Origin of the sequence: Rhizobium sp. ZW T2_16 (assembly GCF_044987325.1) — a bacterium.
GTDB lineage: Bacteria > Pseudomonadota > Alphaproteobacteria > Rhizobiales > Rhizobiaceae > Neorhizobium > Neorhizobium cellulosilyticum.
This window is the reverse complement of the sequence record NZ_JBJDRG010000018.1, coordinates 39140-55034: the sequence shown is the minus strand read 5'-3', so window position 1 is coordinate 55034 and position 15895 is coordinate 39140. Positions and strand designations below refer to the sequence as shown.

Genomic DNA, 15895 nt, shown 5'->3' with positions numbered 1-15895 from the left:
GAAGGAATACCCAATTGAACATGAACACGACCAAGGCGGGCGCCTATCGCATCGGATCACTGCTCGCCAATTTTCAGCCGGATTTCGATTTTGCAGCACCCTTGCCTTTGCCGGTCGAGGAATTCGAGGATCGTCTGCGCCGTATCCGCCGTCAGGCGGTGGAGGCGGGGCATGACGCGCTGCTCGTCCATACCGGTGGCGTCGGCTGGTTCCACACGTCGAACCACTACCTGCGTTATATCTGCGACTGGATGCGAGAGGGCGTGCTAATCATCCCGACGGATGTCGACAAACCGATGGTCCTTCTGTCCTTCTTCACCCAGTCCGTGCTTCTGCCACCGGGCGGCGAGCCGGTGCTGGTCGAGGATATCTGGCAGATCGGCCCGATCGGTCGTGAATATGCGGATCGTTCGGGCGACAGCGTCATCAAGACGGCGGAAAAATGCGCCGAACTGCTGGCCGGAATGGGGCTTTCCAAGGCGCAGATCGGGCGTATCGGCGACCGGACCTCACTGACCTTCTGGGCAGGGCTAGATGAGTTGATGCCGAAGGTGAAATTCGTTGCCGACAATGCCATTCTCGACCGGATGCAGAAGGTGCGCTCGCCGCGCGAGATCGAGATGTTCCGCGCTGCCGCCCAGCTCATCAGCATCGCCACACAGGCGGCCTATCATGTGGCAAAACCGGGCGTGACTGACCACGAGATCTATGCTGCCTTCACCCAGGCGCAACTCTCCTTCGGCGGCGAGACCGGTGACGGTTACCAGATCGGTATCAACGAATTCGGCACCCATTGCGGCAAGCCATACGGCCATGTCGTGCGACCGGGAGACCTGATCAATCTCTATGTGTCCAACATCACCTATCGCGGCTATACCGCACAAACCGCCCGCATGATTGCCGTCGGCGAGATCACCAAGCGGCAGGAAGAGGTGCTGGCTGCCTGCACCGAGGGCGTCAAGCGCGCCGAAAAGCTGATCCGGCCGGGTGCGTTGATGCGAGACGTCAACAATGCCGCTTTCGAGCCGATGATCGAGCGCGGCATGCTGTCTTCGCCTGAGGCGCGCACCATGCCCTATAACTGGGCTCCGATGGACGATGGCAGCGCTCGCCTGATCCCGCGTCAGTATGTGAAGAACATCGACTGGGAAGCCCAGGGCCGCACCTTGATGCATGTCTATCCGGCGACCCATGGGCCGCATAACCCCAATCTCGGTCATTCCGTCGGCATGGCCGGCGGGCAAAACAGCTTCAACATCTCTTCTCACAATTACGACCGGATGGAGGAAGGCATGGTATTCGTGCTGCATACGCAGTGGCTTGAGCCTCTGTCGGCCGGCTGCAATGTCGGGGACATGTATGTCGTCACCAAAGACGGGTTCGAGAACCTGTCCCGCCACACTCCGCTTGAAACCCATCGCATTGCTGTCGAGGCCTGAAATGATCGAGCACACCCATTTCGATTTCGTCAAACTCAACGAGCGGGAGCGTTACAAGCTTCTCATCGGAACCGTGATCCCGCGCCCAATAGCGCTGGTAACGACAGTGAGTAAGGAAGGCCAACCGAATGCTGGTCCCTTTAGCTTTTTCAATGTCTTGACCCATGATCCGGCGATCGTTGCCATCGGCGTCGAAAACTATTCCGACATGCGCTTCAAGGACACCGCTCGCAACATCCGCGAGACCGGCGAGTTCACCGTCCACATCTGCGACAATGCGCTGGTCGACCAGATGGAAGTCTGCGCCATCAAATTCGGACCCGAGGTGGACGAGATGGAAGAAGCAGAGCTTGCAACCGTGCCAGGCCAGATGGTCAGAAGCCCACGTATTCTCGCAGCACCTGCTGCTCTGGAATGCCGTCGCCACACAACGCTTCAGGTCGGTCCGGCACGCGAGATCATTCTTGGTGAAGTCGTCGGCGTGTTCGTTCGCAGTGATGCCGTCAACGCGTCGAACCTGCATATCGACCAGCAACTCATGGATGCCGTCGGTCGTATGGGCGGACATACCTATACCCGCACCCGCGATCAGTTCGACATAAAGACGTTGACGCCACAGGAATGGGAAAACCGTGAGGGCGGTTCAAAGGCAGCTGCCGAATGACAAATGGCAGGTATTTCTCGCAGGTCGGCGGCTTGCCGCCACAGACGCAGACGCTTTCCAGCAAGGCCGTCTTCACCACCGCCTATGCTGTCATCCCGAAGACCGTGATGAGCGACATCGTCACCAGCGTCCTGCCCCACTGGGAAAAGACCCGCGCCTGGATTATCTCGCGCCCCTTGAGCGGCTTCGCCGAGACGTTCGCGCAATACATCATGGAAGTGGCGCCGGGCGGCGGCAGTGTGAAGCCGGAACTGGATGCCCGTGCACAGGCCGCGATCTTCGTCGTCGACGGCGAGGGAGTGATCACCTATGACGGCGAGGAGCGGACGCTGCGCACCGGCTCTTTCGCTTATATCCCGGCTGGCGGTCAATGGATGCTGAAAAATGACAGTGCTGCGCCGCTTCGTTTCCACTGGGTACGCAAAGTGTTCAAGATCGTCGAAGGTCTTAAGGCGCCGCCGGCGGTCTTCATCCATGAGGACGAATGCACGCTCGACTGGATGCCAGATACCAACGAGTGCTGGGGCACGACCCGCTTTCTCGATCCGAACGATGTTCGTTATGATTTCCATCTGAATATCGTGACGTTCGAGCCAGGCGCCAGCATTCCGTTCATGGAAACCCATATCATGGAGCACGGGCTCTATGTGCTGGAAGGCAAGGCCGTCTACCGGCTGAACGAGGACTGGGTCGAGGTCGAAGCCGGCGATTACATGTGGCTGCGCGCCTACTGCCCGCAGGCTTGCTATGCCGGCGGCCCGGGCCGTTTCCGCTACCTGCTCTACAAGGACGTCAACCGTCACCCGGATCTGTAAGTTCTTGATAAATAATAGATGTGGTGGCGAAGAGTGAGCGGGGCGTAGGTTCGTATCCGCTGAAGACCATTAGACAAATGTCGCTTATTCGGCGCCATCCACGTCCCGAAACTCGATGCATTGATCTGCTGCCGGGTGTGCGGACTGCCGCCGGTCGCCACGGCGCAGTGTGCAAACAGTCTCCAGACGGGCGGCGCGCTCGACGACCTCGCGCCAGTGCTCCACGCGGGGGATGCGATGCGGATCCTGTCCAGATCGGCGTGGGTCCCGCGCTCGGCGGCATGGCGTGCGGCCTAGTTCCAGGATGAGGCGCGCCTCCAAAAGCTCCTCCGACGTGATGAGTTCTTCGTCGCTCAACGGGCCGATGCCGTTTTCAACTCTGGCCTGAAGCGCGACCTAGTCGCGATGGGCGACCAAGCTGCCGCCGGCCACGCCCCGCTGGGTCTCGATCAGGCCATACGAAGCAAGAATCCTCAATGGCTCGCGGGTGGTGTTGCGGCTGATGCCGAAATTGATGGCCGAAAATTTATAGATAAACGACCACGTTAATACTCGCTGACATCCACGCTGCCTTTTTACCTCCAAAAAATTACCCGTGAGATTATCTTCATATGCAGAAATAATTGGGGTCGGAACAAGAGCAGTCCGAAATCGTAGGCTAAGGCCGAACGAAACCGGAACGATGCTGTAGATCGGATGTGCAGCATCCGATCTCTGTGGACTGCCGTCGACATGCGCCTGTTTTGATTTCTCTGTCTGACCCGACTCGACAACGCTTCACGCAGGTTGGTCGTTAATGGAGTCGGGCGATGGCAAAGCGCAAGCTTCTCAAAAATCAAGATCGACGGAAGCTCTTCGATGTCCCAATCGACGAGGACAGCTTCATCCGCCACTATTCGTTGTCATTGGCGGATCGCCTGGAGATTGAACTGCGGAGACGCAATCACAACCGGCTCGGCTTTGCCATCCAGCTATGTTTGATGCGATACCCGGGTCGAGTGCTTGGAGCAGAAGAAACTCCGCCTCGCGATATGCTGAAGTATGTTGCTGATCAGATCGGCGCCGCTCCGGGCGAATTTTCCCTCTATGCACGTCGTGAAGAAACCCGTCGGGATCATATGGCGCGGCTAATGGCCTACCTGAATACGAGAAGCGCGACTCTGCAAGATCGTCGCGCCGCGCTATTGGCGGCAGTTCAAGCGGCGACCATGTCCGACGACGGTGCTGCGATAGCCAGTTCGACTGTCGCAGCGTTTCGCGAACGCGGAGCTCTTCTGCCGGCGATCGATACGATCGAACGCATCGGCCTTGCCGGCCGTGCCATAGCTCGGCGCCGGGCAGAAAAAACTCTGATTGAGAACATCCCGCTCGATAGGCTTCAATCACTGGATAGGCTGTTAGACGTTGACCCGTCGATCGGCCAGACGCGCTTTCATTGGCTGCGCTCGGCGCCAGAAGCGCCGGCTGCGTCGAACCTCGTCGGGCTGACCGAGCGGATAGCTTTTCTGCGGCGGCTGGAGATCGATCCGGAACTGCAGACGCGCGTATCAACCGGACGGTGGGACCAGATGATTCGGGAGGGCAACGCAACGCCGGCCTGGCTTGCCAACGACTTCAACGCCAGCCGTCGCCACGCTCTGATCGTGGCTCAAGTCATCAAGCTTTGCCAGAAGCTCACGGACGATGCTGTGACGATGTTCATCAAGCTGATGGGCAAGTTGTTCTCGCAAGCCAACAATCGGAAGAAGCAGCGGCAGATGGACTGCAGAGCGAACACCGCCAAAGCGCTGCGCATGTTTCTGGATACGATAACCGCCCTGCAGTCTGCCAACGACCATGGTCGGAATGCATTAGATGTTGTCGACCAAAGGGTCGGCTGGGACCGGTTGCTTCGGATGAAGCCTGAGCTCGAGGCGATGGTCGACGACAGCGAGGCGCCATCGCTGATCGTAGCGGCCGAGCAATATGCGACCGTCCGAAAATATGCTGGTGCGTTCCTTCTGGCCTTCACGTTCCGCTCAGCGCGTCGCCACGATCCGCTTCTGGCGGCAATTGCGCTGCTGAAACGGCTTTATGCCGAGATGCGGCGGACACTCCCGGATCGCGTGCCGCTCACCCACCTCAGCCAAACTGATCGACGGCTTATCTTCGAACAAGGGAAACCCGATCGCCGTCTGTACGAAATCGCGACGCTCGCTGCTTTACGAGACCGGCTTAGATCTGCGGAGATCTGGGTCGATGGCAGCCGATCTTTCCGGCCCATCGATGAGCATCTGATGCCGCGGTCGACATTCATCACGATGAAGGACGAAGATCGTCTCGGTTTGGGGGTCCAGAGCGACGGCGCGCAGTGGCTTGCCGAAGCGCGTCAGATGCTCGACTTCAACCTGACGCGTTTGGCGCACAGAGCACGATCCGGAAAGCTCGAGGGAGTTCGTCTCGAGGCAGGAACCTTGATTCTCACGCCAACCGCCAGCGAAGTCCCCCCGGCCGCCGAGGAAGTGAATGCCGAGGTCAGCGACATGTATCCGTTGGTGGAGGTTCCCGACTTGCTGAGGGAGGTGCATGAATGGACCGGCTTTGGAGATTCATTCACGCATGTTCGCACCGGCGACGTCCCGAAAAATATCTCTGCCATGCTGGCGGGCGTCCTGGCGGATGCCACGAACCTCGGCCCAAAGCGAATGGCGGGCGCATCCAAGGGGATCAGCGCTCATCAGATTGGTTGGATGCGCACATTCCATGCTCGATCGGAGACTTACCGCGCGGCGCAAGCGTGCATCGCCGATGCCCACACCCAGCATCCGCATTCCCGCCTTTGGGGCAATGGCACAACGTCATCGTCCGATGGACAATTCTTCCGTGCGAGCGATCGTGCTGCAAAGCGCGGTGACATCAACTTGCATTACGGCAGCGTGCCAGGATCGAAATTCTATAGCCATCTGTCAGATCAGTACGGCTACTTCAGTATTTTGCCCATCAGTCCAACCGAGAGCGAGGCGGCCTATGTGCTCGATGGGCTCTTCGATCAGGACACGGTCCTCGACATCCAGGAACACTTTACCGACACAGGCGGAGCCAGCGATCATATCTTCGGGCTGTTCGCCCTGATCGGAAAGCGGTTCTCACCGCGACTACGCAATCTCAAAGACCGGAAGTTCCATGCGTTTGAAAAGAGCGGCGCATATCCGGCGCTGTCGAACCATATCGGGGCGCCGATCAATGCCAATCTGATCCTCGATCATTGGGACGACCTGCTCCATCTCGCGGCGTCGATCACGACAAGGTCCGTGGTGCCGTCTACTATCCTCAAGAAACTGTCCGCGTCTCCAAGGCAGAGCCATCTCGCGAGGGCGCTCCGCGAACTCGGCCGTATCGAAAGGTCGCTCTTCATGATCGAATGGTACTCAAGTCCAGCACTACGGCGGAGATGCCAAGCCGGTCTAAACAAGGGCGAGGCCGCCCATAAGCTGAAACGCGCTGTGTTCTTCCACGAGCGTGGCGAAATCCGCGACCGGTCGTTCGAGAGCCAGGCGTTCCGCGCCTCTGGTCTTAACCTCGTCGTCAGTGCGATCGTCCACTGGAATACAGTCTACCTCGACCGTGCAATCACACAGCTGAAGCGAGCGGGTCGAGATATTCCTGATACTCTGTCGAAGCACATCTCGCCGCTCAGCTGGGAACATATCAACCTTACCGGCATCTACACCTGGGATGCTGAACATCAAATGCCGAACGGATATCGATCGCTGCGTCTGCCAGCCGGGCTACGGAGGGTCGCATAAGTTCTCATTCCGTTCGCCCTTAGCGTACGATTTCGCACTCCTCTTGTTCTGGCCCCAAGTCAGTTCTTCTTTACCCGGGGGTACACCTTGCGTGGCGCTAGCGCGCTTTCGAACCAAAATTTCCCACTTCAGTTCTGCTTCTTTATGCAGGCTGGTCATCATTACTAATCTTTCAACATGAAGGTGCTCGCACCGCCAGTCTCGATTTTTGCAAGCCAGAGAATATCAATCACTTGCAAATGTGTAAATACACATGTAGACGACTAGCCGCGACTTCGGTCCGGCCTACCGTCTGCACTTCGGGTCGCTCGGAGGTTTTTAGATGCAGCAGGTCGAACCAGTTCATAGGCGTCCAGTCCGCCTATGTGACCTGCCGTCGGGAGATTGTACTTTCCTTACTCCCGGCGGCAGAGGCCGCTATAACGCGTAGCAATAGAAAGGCGATGGTAGTGGAAAAAGGAAGGCACCCGTTTCTAAACGATCTCTCGCCCGACGCCGAGTTGACGGGAACTGTGCTCAAGCAACCTATTAAAGGCCGCGAAAACATCGCTCTCATCGTCAACGCCGTTGGCAGCTTTTACGAGGAACAGTGCACCATCTACATAGAGCAAACTGCCCGCAGGACCTTTCTAGAGTACGAGGCCGACCTCCACAGTGGAACCATCCTCAGGGCCATTGTTGTGATCGAAAGGGACGATGAAGGCCTTGTCTCTCACGTCAGCGTGCGGGTTGAACCCCTTGGAGCCGCGTTGGCGATCGCCGAGAATCTAGGGCCGATCGTTCACTCGCTCGCAAATTGATCTAGCCGAGCGACACGAATAGGGATTAATTGGGCAGTAGGCCGACGTCAATAAATGCTTCGATCGAGGCATCAAAAGTGTTGAGGTCGGTTTGCCCGCGGGCAATTAACTGGGCACCTTCCACCGCTGAAAATATTGCGAAGGCTCTCTTTTCCCGGTCTTTTGTCGAGCCATCGAATCCGCTGGCTGTAAGAAGCCTCTCCAGCCAACCGATGTTAACAGTCGTAAACCGTTTGACTTCTATGCGAACGATTTCGGGAAGCTCATCATATTCGGCGATCATGATCCCGCACAAGCACATTCTATTGTCCCGCTCGAGGGCGGCCCGGAATGCGTTCGTGTACGACCGGACTGTTGCTTTGATCGAAGAGCGGTCTAGTGGCAGAGAATCTAGGAACTCCTGTGCTTCGTCCGCATACTGCCGTGCAAGTGACGCGCCCAGGTCACCCTTGGTCGGGAAGTGATAGTGGACGCTCGCGCTCTTCACCCCGATTGTTTTAGCGATTTCACGAAAACTGATCGCGCTGTATCCGTGTGTCTGCACGACAGCTTTTGCGGCTTCCATAATGTTGGAACGGGTATCTGCACTCATCTCAAAAATCCCTATTGATCGATAGATAGGTGATTTGACCACCGCACTCAAGAGTTGGAAAAATATCTATCGATAGATAGGCAATTGACATAGGTGCATATGCACGCTAATTGCCTATCTACCGATAGATAAAAGGAGTGATCGGTTATGAAAATCTATGATCGTTCGGGCTTCCCGAACCCTGCCCGCATTCGCATCGTCCTTGCCGAGAAGGGGCTGGACGCTGAAGTCGAATTCATTCCCGTTGATTTGATCGCAGCGGAACACAAGCAGGAAGCTTTTCTTGCACTAAATCCATCGGGTGTGGTCCCAGTGCTTGAGCTCGACGATGGCACCTTCATTTCTGAAGCAACTGCAATCACCGAATATCTCGACAACCTTGATGGCAAACCACGCCTGACCGGGAACACGCCCAAGGAAAAGGCTCTGATCCATATGATGCAGCGCCGCGCGGAGGCCTACGTTCTGGATCCCGTGGGCATCTTCTTCCACCACGGCACTCCGGGCCTGGGTCGCGATTTGCAGGCATTCAAGAGCCCGGAATGGGCGGGCCGCAAAGAATGGGCCGACCGAAATCGTCTGGCGGTCGAGAAAGGGTTTCGCTATTTCGATGCGGTGCTCTCCAAGACGGATTTTGTCGCTGGCGATACGTTCTCGATGGCGGACATTACCCTTTTTGCAGGGCTTGCCTTCGGCGACGCGGCAGGCGTGCATGTCGGCAGCGAACTTGTAAATCTGAACAGTTGGCGCGGCCGCGTGGCGGATCTGCCGAGTGTCAAGAACCGGTCCGGGCAAGCTTTCCTCGCAGAGGACGCCACTCGCCTTGGCTTCTGAGGTTTGGTTGCCGAAGCAACTGCCCACGTCCTAAACGTAGAGATTTGATCATGACTCAACACGACAATATGGCTGCCTCGCGCCGCAACCTTCTGAAAGGTGCAGCTTCGATGGCGGTGGGTGCAGGGGTGATCGCAACCGCCGCATCGGCGAACGCGTCCTCCAAAAGCAATAGCAAAATCAAGGTGAAGGCAAAGACCTCGTCCACCATCACCACAGACGATGGTACTCAGATCTATTACAAGGATTGGGGAACTGGCCCTGCCGTGGTTTTTTGCCATGGGTATCCGCTCTCGTCTGATGCATGGGAAAATCAGATGTTTTTCCTGGTCCAGCACGGCTTCCGTGTCATCGCTCACGATCGTCGTGGGTTCGGACGTTCAAGCCAGCCTGCCGAGGGGTACGATTACGATACTTTCGCAGACGATCTGGCAGCACTCCTTGACGCTCTGGATGTCCGCGATGCCGTACTGGTCGGTCACTCGATGGGCGGGGGAGAGGTTGCCCGATATCTCGCGCGCCATGGCGAAGATCGGGTGAAAAAGGTGGCGCTGGTCGCAGCAGTCACCCCTTTTCTGCTTAAGACTGCAGACAATCCGAATGGTGTCCCCAAGGAGTTCTTTGACACCTTCCGCTCGGCTGTCGTGTCGGACCGTTCACAGTGGAACCGTGACGTGTCGATGCCCTACTACAATTTCAACAGGCCAAAAGCCAAGGTCTCCGAGGGAGTCCGTGAGGAATACTGGCGACAGGGTCAGGCAACCGGCATGATGGCCGCCTACCACGCTCTCGGCGCTTTTTCCGAGACTGACTTTCGGACAGATCTCAAGAAAATCTCCGTTCCGACGCTTGTTGTTCATGGAAGCGACGACCAGATCGTCCCGATCGAGATCTCTGGCAAAATTGTCATGAACTACCTCAAGAACGCAACCCTCAAGGTCTATGATGGAGGTTCGCATGGCCTCATCGTGACCGAGAAGGAAAAGCTAAACGGCGATCTTCTTGAATTCGCTCGCGCGTAATGGCTAGAAATAGGCCCCGGCAAAAGCCGGGGCCTATTTTTTCACGATGGCTACTCGAATAAGATCAGTAACTACTCTCAGAGCTTGAGAGAGCAACGGCAATTTTCCCGTAACCTCCGGATGCCTCTCGTAGTGACTGAAGCCCACTATTAATGCCGTCTACGGATGCGTTCACGGCTTTAGCGATCAATGGACGAACGACACCTTCGCTATGCCACCGCATTGATGCCTCCATCCCCGTGCTTAGGAAAAACTGAGCATCGCCATCGATGAGTTTGCCTTCGCCGAAAAAGCTCAGAACATTCGCATTGATGTTCATCGCTCCCTTCGATGCAAGAATTTGGTCGACCCGACTCTCTGTGACGGACGTACGCGTCGTTCGGCCTGGACCAACGCCGAGGACAACCCATCGTCCGCCAGGCCGCACAAGATGGGCCGTCTGTTCGAAGCTCTTCTCAGAATAGGTAGCATCAAATACAATATCGAAACCCTCTCCCTTTGTCAGGGCCACCAATTGGTCTGATGCATCGGGCGACTTGTAGTCGATGACCGCGTAAGCGCCGCAATCACTTGCGATTTGTCGATTATGGTCGGTGCTTGCACTACTGACGACGAGGCCTGCACCCAACGTCCGCGCTGCCATTTGCACAGCAAGGTGGCCAACACCACCGGCGCCGCCAGGAATGTAGATTGTCTCGCCACCCTCCACGTGTGGCTTGAGACCAAGGTAGGCAGCAAGGAAACAGATAGGCAGGACTCCAGCGTCCTGAAAAGATACTGCCTCCGGCTTCTTGGCAGCAAGGTAGCTTCTAACGACGGCATATCCGCCCTGGCCACCTGTCGCCCAACCGCCATGGCCGTCGCAGTCCGCCATTCCAACGACGCTGTCTCCAATTGCGAAATCCGTCACATTCCGCCCCTTGGCGATCACGACCCCGGCGACGTCGAAACCGAGGGCGACGGGCGGCTTATTGCCGAAGAAGTTCAGGTCAGCAAGTTTGAATTCCAAAGGATTCAAAGACGAGGACAATACTCTTACGAGAAGCTCATTGTCCTTCGGTTGTGGCACCGGGCGTGCAAAGGATGTTAATGGAAAACCGTTGCCATCGGAGATATATCCGATCGCATCATAGGTATCGGGTACGTCGATCATTTAAACCTCGAAGTTTTATGGTAGCTTTACTCTGTCCGGCGAAGTAGTAGGCTGCCTCGCCGGACAGCTCTGTCACCGCAAGTTTCGGATGCTGTCGATAGGACACTTGCAAAGATTTGAGACGTCATCGGGGTCTCGCCACTGCGCACATCCGTTGGCTTGGCCTAATGCGATGGATGAGACGCGAGGCGTCTCGATAGACACACCTCTATTCTCTATTGCTGCCGCAGCTCCCGCCACGATGATGCCTCCAAATGTGACCCCGACGATAAATGCATCGAGGACGGAAAGTTGAAGATCACGAATCCTTTCGAGGTACGGAGCATCCAACTCACCGCGGCCACGCAGCCCTGCCCGCTCGACACCAAAATCATGCTCTGGTGCGTTTGAGTAATCCTTTCCGTGACGGTGGACGGATGACTTTCTTGTTGGAGCGGCCGATCCAAGAAGTCGTGAAAGGCGCGGTATCACTACGTCTTTTCCTCTAAAGCAACTTGAGCGGTTCGGGGATTACACAGGTCAGTGAGACTGCCTGACGTCATTTGTCAGCGCTTGACGACTTCAAATCTAGGGAGAGTAACTGAGCTTTGTTCCGCCCCAGCATTGGCCGCGCCACGATCGGCTGGCGGCCGGATCTTGAACCATAGAGCATATAGTGCTGGCAGCCCGAGCAGCGTCAGAACTGTTCCGCCAAACGTGCCGCCGATTAGTGTAAAGGCGAGTGACGACCAAAAAACCGAGAAGGTCAGGGGGATGAATGCCAGAACTGCGGCGAGCGCTGTGAGGATAACGGGTCGGGCGCGTTGCACGGTCGCCTCGACAACAGCATCAAACGGCGACAGGCCCTCATGCTCGTTGGTGTGGATCTGGCCAATGAGAATCAGAGTGTTGCGCATGATGATCCCTGCCAAGCCAAAGAAGCCCAGTATCGCATTGAAGCCGAAGGGTTGGTCGGAAATCAGCAGCGTTGGAACCATGCCGACCAACGCGAGCGGTGCGGTCAGGATTACCATGAACATGTGAGAGAACGAACGCACCTGTATGATAATCACAGTCAGCATTAACGTCAGCATGATCGGAAAAACCGGAATAAGTGCCGCATTTGCCTTACCGGCCTCTTCGATTGAGCCTCCGGTTGCAATCTGATATCCGGCAGGAAGCTGCTCAGTTATCCCCTTTAGATTTTTGAGGATCTCCTCGGAAACATCGGGTGGCTGCTGATCTTCTGCAACGTCGCCTTGGACAGTCATCGTGGGCATCCGATCACGACGACGCATGATGGGTTCTTCCATCTGGACCTCCATACGTCCGATCTGTTGCAATGGAATCTTTTGACCCGAGCTTCCAACCAGCACGAAGTTTCCAATTTTGGACGGATCAAGCCGCTCGTTCCCAGAGCTACGGGCGACGACATCAACCGTCCGAATATCCTCACGAACCTGAGTTATTGTGGCGCCCGTGAGATAAAACTGAAGTTGTTCCGACACATCGTGCGAGCTCAGGCCAATCGCCCTGAGCCTGTTTTGATCCAAGACAAAATGGACTGCAGGAACCTGTTGGCCCCAGTCGAGGTTGACTTGGCGCATGTGGGGGTTGGCGTCCATGACGGACTTCACTTGGCCAGCGATATCGCGGACCTTGGACAGGTCTGGCCCAGATATTCTGAATGCGACGGGAAACTGAGTATAGGGGCCGAACGTAATCTGATTAGCCCGGATCTTTGCTTCGGGTGCCAGTCCTTCAGCTGCGGCCTGACGAACCTTTCGCTTCAATATCTCTCGGGTTTCGGGGTTTTTCGTAAGAACGACAATCTTGGCGAAGGACGGATCGGGCAGTTCGGGAGATATCGCAAGGTAGAACCGGGGTGCGCCTTGCCCAATATAGCTGGTGACGATCAACGCCTCGGATTGGTCCTTCAGCCAGCTCTCAATCCGTTCAACGACCATTGTCGTTTTACCGATAGTAGTGCCGTATGGCATCTGGACTTCGACGAACACCTCGGGACGGTCAGAGACCGGGAAGAACTGCTGCTTCAAAAAGCCCATGCCGACAACCGCGATGGCGAATACACCGATCACGGACGAAACAACGATGAGCTTGAAACGGACGGCTTGGCTTATCAGCCTCCTTAGCCGGTTGTAGTTTGGCGTCCCGTAGATCGCCGCATGGCCACCGACAATCGGTTTGATTTCCGGGAGCAGTTTGACCCCCAAATAGGGTGTGAAGGCGCCTGCGACCAACCAAGAGGTGAGTAGGGCGAAAAATACGATCCAGAAGATGTTTCCGGCATACTCTCCGGCACTCGACTGCGCAAAGCCGACGGGCATAAGCCCGATCGCTGTTACGAGCGCGCCCGCGAGGCGAGGGGAGGCGGTGTGAATCCAGGCTTCTCCAGATGCTCTGATCCGGTCAAAACCCTCTTCCATCTTCACGACCATCGTCTCGATAACGATGATAGCGTCATCGACAAGGAGACCAAGAGCAAGGATTAGAGCGCCCAGCGTGATTCTATCAAAGTCTCGTCCGGTCACCTGCATAATGATGAACACGCCAGCAAGCGTGAGCGGAACTGCGGCTGCGACGACTATGCCCACGCGCCATCCAAGGCTCACAAGACTGACGAAGATCACAACCCCAAGAGCCACGAAAAATTTGAGCATGAATTCGTCGATCGACTCGGCGATGTTTACTGCCTGGTCAGTAATCTTGATCAGCGACATGCCAAGCGGAAGGCTGGCGGAAATCGCTGAAACTTCTTTCTCGAGTGCTTCGCCTAACTCAAGACCATTCCAACGGTCTCGCATGACAACACCAAGCTCTAAGGTTGGTTCACCTTGATGCCGGATGAGAAAGGTCGCCGGGTCCTCGTATCCGCGTTTGACCTCGGCCACGTCTGATAGTTTGAGGATACGCCCTTGAGACACGATCGGAGTGTCACGGATAACGTCTAGATCGTCAAAGCTTCCCTGCACCCTCACCTGAACTTCGGGGCCGTTGGTCTGGATAGAGCCTGCTGGCGTTACGAGGTTTTGATTTGCAAGAGCCTGAAAAATTTGTAACGGGACCACGCCAAGGTTGGAAAGCCGGTCGTGCGAGAACTCGATGAAGATCCTCTCTGGACGCTCTCCAATTATGTTGATTTTCTTCACTCCAGGAACGTGAAGTAACCTTTGCCTGAGTGTCTCGGCCTCTCGTGTCAGAACGCGCGGAGGCTCATTCTTCGCCTTTAGAGCGTACAGGGCGAAGGTCACGTCAGAATACTCGTCGTTGACGAAAGGCCCGGAGACACCTTGCGGCAGCTTGGAGGCCTCGTCCCCCATTTTTTTTCGAGCCTGATAAAACTGTTCAGCTACTTCCGATGGAGGCGTGTTGTCACGCAAGGTCAGGGTAGTGAAGGCCAGACCAGGACGGGTGAACGTCTCGGCGCGATCATACCACTTCAGTTCTTGCAGCCGCTTCTCAATAGGTTCGGCCACTTGGTCCTGCATTTCCTGCGCAGTCGCGCCAGGCCAAGCTGTGATGACCGTCAATACCTTGATTGTGAAACTCGGATCCTCGGCTCGACCGAGCTTAAGGAACGCGAAGCCGCCGGAGGCGGTTATCACAATGATTAGGAAAAGCGTGATTGCACGCTCGCGGACGGCCAGGGAGGAGAGATTGAAGCTCATTGGAGATCTCCCTGCGCAATGCGGACCTTTTGATCCTCACGAAGAAGATGAGCACCAAGGGCGACAAAGCGATTGCCTTTCTGCAAACCCTCGGAAATAGCCGCACTCTCGGCATCAAGGGAGGCCACATGGACGGTGGTGAAATGCACTGTGTCGTCATTGGCAATAAGCCAGACGCCTGGGCCTTTTCCTGCGTCAAAAATGGCGGATAGCGGAACGCGAACGAAGGGCAGCGTAGCCGGCTCCGGAATTGTAATGTTGATAGTTGATCCAATAGGTGCTGATGCAGCGGCGCCATCCAGGACATAACGCGCCTCGAAGGTCCTGGTGGATGGGTCGGCAGAATTTGCGAGCTGACGCAAAGTTGCATCGCCCCGGTCATCGCTGTTGAACACTACAGCATGGGCTGTCGATCCGACCAACGGCAGAAATGTCTCTGGCAGGTCGATTGAGGCTTCGCGTGGGCCGGCATGGGCCAATCTGACCACTGCTTGCCCGGCAGCTACGACTTGGCCCGGCTCAACGAGTGTTTCGAGCACCGTTCCGTCAGAGTCTGCGACAAGCTCGGAGTAGCTGGCCGTGTTCTCCGTAACCCTGACTTGGGCTTCAGCGGCATTGAGCTTCGCAAGGGCGACATCTGCGGCTGCTTTCGCCCTGCTATAATTCGTCTCGGATACTGCGCCAGTTGCGACCAGGTTCTTGAATCGGCGTTCGTCGTCTGAAGTCTGGACGACCTCCGCCCTGGCCGCCTCCACTGACGCGCGTTCTGCGTCAATTGCCAGATCGTAATCCGTGTTATCGATCTTGAATAAAAGCTGGCCTTTTCTAACGTTCTCGCCAGTGTCGACGAGGCGCTGCGTGACCTTCCCTGTGACGCGGAACCCAAGGTCACTCTGGACCCTCGCTGTCACCGTCCCTGTGAAAGTTCGCTCTGATCTCTCAGGATCACTGACAAATGCAGACCGAACTAGGGGTGGCTGCAAGCGCGGATCGGATTGGGCCGTTTCGCCCTTGTCGCATGCCTGCAGTCCAACGGCCGACGAAAGGAGAAGCCCAGTGAGGAAGGTAGTTCGGACAAGACTCATAGATTGACGCCCTCAAAGAAAGCGTCAATCATATGACC

The 15895-nt window shown here is 56.4% G+C and carries 11 protein-coding genes; 7 read left to right on the top strand and 4 right to left on the bottom strand.

Going from position 1 to position 15895, the window contains the following annotated elements:
• Window positions 1-14 precede the first annotated feature (14 nt).
• The 5 genes from ACI3K0_RS25480 (at window position 15) to ACI3K0_RS25460 (ending at window position 7503) form a co-directional block, all read left to right on the top strand.
• Window positions 15-1439, top strand: coding sequence for a M24 family metallopeptidase (locus tag ACI3K0_RS25480; protein ID WP_404946464.1), 1425 nt, complete (start codon window positions 15-17; stop codon window positions 1437-1439).
• Window position 1440: 1 nt separating this feature from the next.
• Window positions 1441-2103, top strand: coding sequence for a flavin reductase family protein (locus ACI3K0_RS25475; RefSeq protein WP_404946463.1), 663 nt, complete (start codon window positions 1441-1443; stop codon window positions 2101-2103).
• Window positions 2100-2918, top strand: coding sequence for a bifunctional allantoicase/(S)-ureidoglycine aminohydrolase (locus tag ACI3K0_RS25470; protein ID WP_404946462.1), 819 nt, complete (start codon window positions 2100-2102; stop codon window positions 2916-2918). Before ACI3K0_RS25475 ends, ACI3K0_RS25470 begins: the two co-directional genes overlap by 4 nt.
• Before the next feature lie 809 nt (window positions 2919-3727).
• Window positions 3728-6703 (top strand): Tn3 family transposase, encoded by a 2976-nt coding sequence (locus tag ACI3K0_RS25465; RefSeq protein WP_404946461.1) that lies wholly within the window; start codon window positions 3728-3730, stop codon window positions 6701-6703.
• Between the two features lie 443 nt (window positions 6704-7146).
• Window positions 7147-7503, top strand: a complete 357-nt coding sequence (locus tag ACI3K0_RS25460; protein ID WP_404946460.1) for a hypothetical protein — start codon at window positions 7147-7149, stop codon at window positions 7501-7503.
• 25 nt (window positions 7504-7528) lie between these two features.
• Here ACI3K0_RS25460 and ACI3K0_RS25455 read toward each other — a convergent pair whose 3' ends face one another.
• On the bottom strand, window positions 7529-8095 hold the full coding sequence (locus ACI3K0_RS25455) for a TetR/AcrR family transcriptional regulator (RefSeq protein ID WP_234908209.1): 567 nt from the start codon (window positions 8093-8095) through the stop codon (window positions 7529-7531).
• A gap of 147 nt (window positions 8096-8242) precedes the next feature.
• Here ACI3K0_RS25455 and ACI3K0_RS25450 point away from each other — a divergent pair, with 147 nt between their 5' ends.
• Window positions 8243-8929, top strand: coding sequence for a glutathione S-transferase family protein (locus tag ACI3K0_RS25450; RefSeq protein WP_174011487.1), 687 nt, complete (start codon window positions 8243-8245; stop codon window positions 8927-8929).
• Window positions 8930-8979: 50 nt separating this feature from the next.
• Complete coding sequence (locus ACI3K0_RS25445; protein WP_404946459.1) at window positions 8980-9951, top strand: alpha/beta fold hydrolase; 972 nt, start codon at window positions 8980-8982, stop codon at window positions 9949-9951.
• A gap of 64 nt (window positions 9952-10015) precedes the next feature.
• Here ACI3K0_RS25445 and ACI3K0_RS25440 read toward each other — a convergent pair whose 3' ends face one another.
• The 3 genes from ACI3K0_RS25440 to ACI3K0_RS25430 form a co-directional block, all read right to left on the bottom strand.
• The gene (locus ACI3K0_RS25440; protein WP_404946458.1) at window positions 10016-11104 is read right to left on the bottom strand and encodes a zinc-binding alcohol dehydrogenase family protein; all 1089 of its coding nucleotides are present in this window, start codon (window positions 11102-11104) and stop codon (window positions 10016-10018) included.
• 545 nt (window positions 11105-11649) lie between these two features.
• Entirely contained in the window at window positions 11650-14772 is a 3123-nt protein-coding gene (locus ACI3K0_RS25435) for an efflux RND transporter permease subunit (protein ID WP_404946457.1), read from the bottom strand.
• A complete protein-coding gene (locus ACI3K0_RS25430) occupies window positions 14769-15857 on the bottom strand; it encodes an efflux RND transporter periplasmic adaptor subunit (RefSeq protein WP_404946456.1) in 1089 nt (362 codons plus the stop codon). Before ACI3K0_RS25430 ends, ACI3K0_RS25435 begins: the two co-directional genes overlap by 4 nt.
• Window positions 15858-15895 lie beyond the last annotated feature (38 nt).

Coding starts and splice junctions, on each gene's coding strand:
- ACI3K0_RS25475 (WP_404946463.1), top strand. CDS start 1,441: ATGATCGAGCACACCCATTTCGATTTCGTCAAACTCAACGAGCGGGAG.
- ACI3K0_RS25470 (WP_404946462.1), top strand. CDS start 2,100: ATGACAAATGGCAGGTATTTCTCGCAGGTCGGCGGCTTGCCGCCACAG.
- ACI3K0_RS25465 (WP_404946461.1), top strand. CDS start 3,728: ATGGCAAAGCGCAAGCTTCTCAAAAATCAAGATCGACGGAAGCTCTTC.
- ACI3K0_RS25460 (WP_404946460.1), top strand. CDS start 7,147: ATGGTAGTGGAAAAAGGAAGGCACCCGTTTCTAAACGATCTCTCGCCC.
- ACI3K0_RS25455 (WP_234908209.1), bottom strand. CDS start 8,095: ATGAGTGCAGATACCCGTTCCAACATTATGGAAGCCGCAAAAGCTGTC.
- ACI3K0_RS25450 (WP_174011487.1), top strand. CDS start 8,243: ATGAAAATCTATGATCGTTCGGGCTTCCCGAACCCTGCCCGCATTCGC.
- ACI3K0_RS25445 (WP_404946459.1), top strand. CDS start 8,980: ATGACTCAACACGACAATATGGCTGCCTCGCGCCGCAACCTTCTGAAA.
- ACI3K0_RS25440 (WP_404946458.1), bottom strand. CDS start 11,104: ATGATCGACGTACCCGATACCTATGATGCGATCGGATATATCTCCGAT.
- ACI3K0_RS25435 (WP_404946457.1), bottom strand. CDS start 14,772: ATGAGCTTCAATCTCTCCTCCCTGGCCGTCCGCGAGCGTGCAATCACG.
- ACI3K0_RS25430 (WP_404946456.1), bottom strand. CDS start 15,857: ATGAGTCTTGTCCGAACTACCTTCCTCACTGGGCTTCTCCTTTCGTCG.